Raw genomic sequence first — 360 nt, forward strand, 5'->3', positions numbered from 1 at the left:
AGACGACGAAATCGGCGCTGGCATCGGGCAGGTCGCTGGCCAGCACATCGTCCTCGATGAAGGCGATCTTGTGGGCACGGTGGGCATGCAGACGTTGCATGGCGCGCCGATGCATGCCCGATGAGATGTCGACCGCGGTGATGGCGCCGATATCCGGAAAGCGCTTGAGCAGATGCGGCCAACCTTCGCCGGTCCCTGCCATCAGGTCGTAGCCGGTTGGCCGCGCTGTCTGGGGCGCAGGCATCAGCTGGACACATTGCCGGCGCCAGCGCTCGGTAAAGCCGAACGAGCAGATTAGGCTGAAGGTGATGTAGCGCCCGGAGCAGCGGTCGAAGACGCCTTTGACGAACTGAGCGTCAT

At 63.6% G+C, this 360-nt stretch carries 1 protein-coding gene; it reads right to left on the reverse strand.

Annotated features, from left to right (window positions below; all coding sequences use genetic code 11):
• Nucleotides 1-360: methyltransferase domain-containing protein (locus EN852_RS36570; protein ID WP_135879741.1), on the reverse strand; the 360-nt coding region annotated here is incomplete at both ends.

It is taken from the genome of Mesorhizobium sp. M2E.F.Ca.ET.209.01.1.1 (genome assembly GCF_004010375.2).
Classification (GTDB): domain Bacteria; phylum Pseudomonadota; class Alphaproteobacteria; order Rhizobiales; family Rhizobiaceae; genus Mesorhizobium.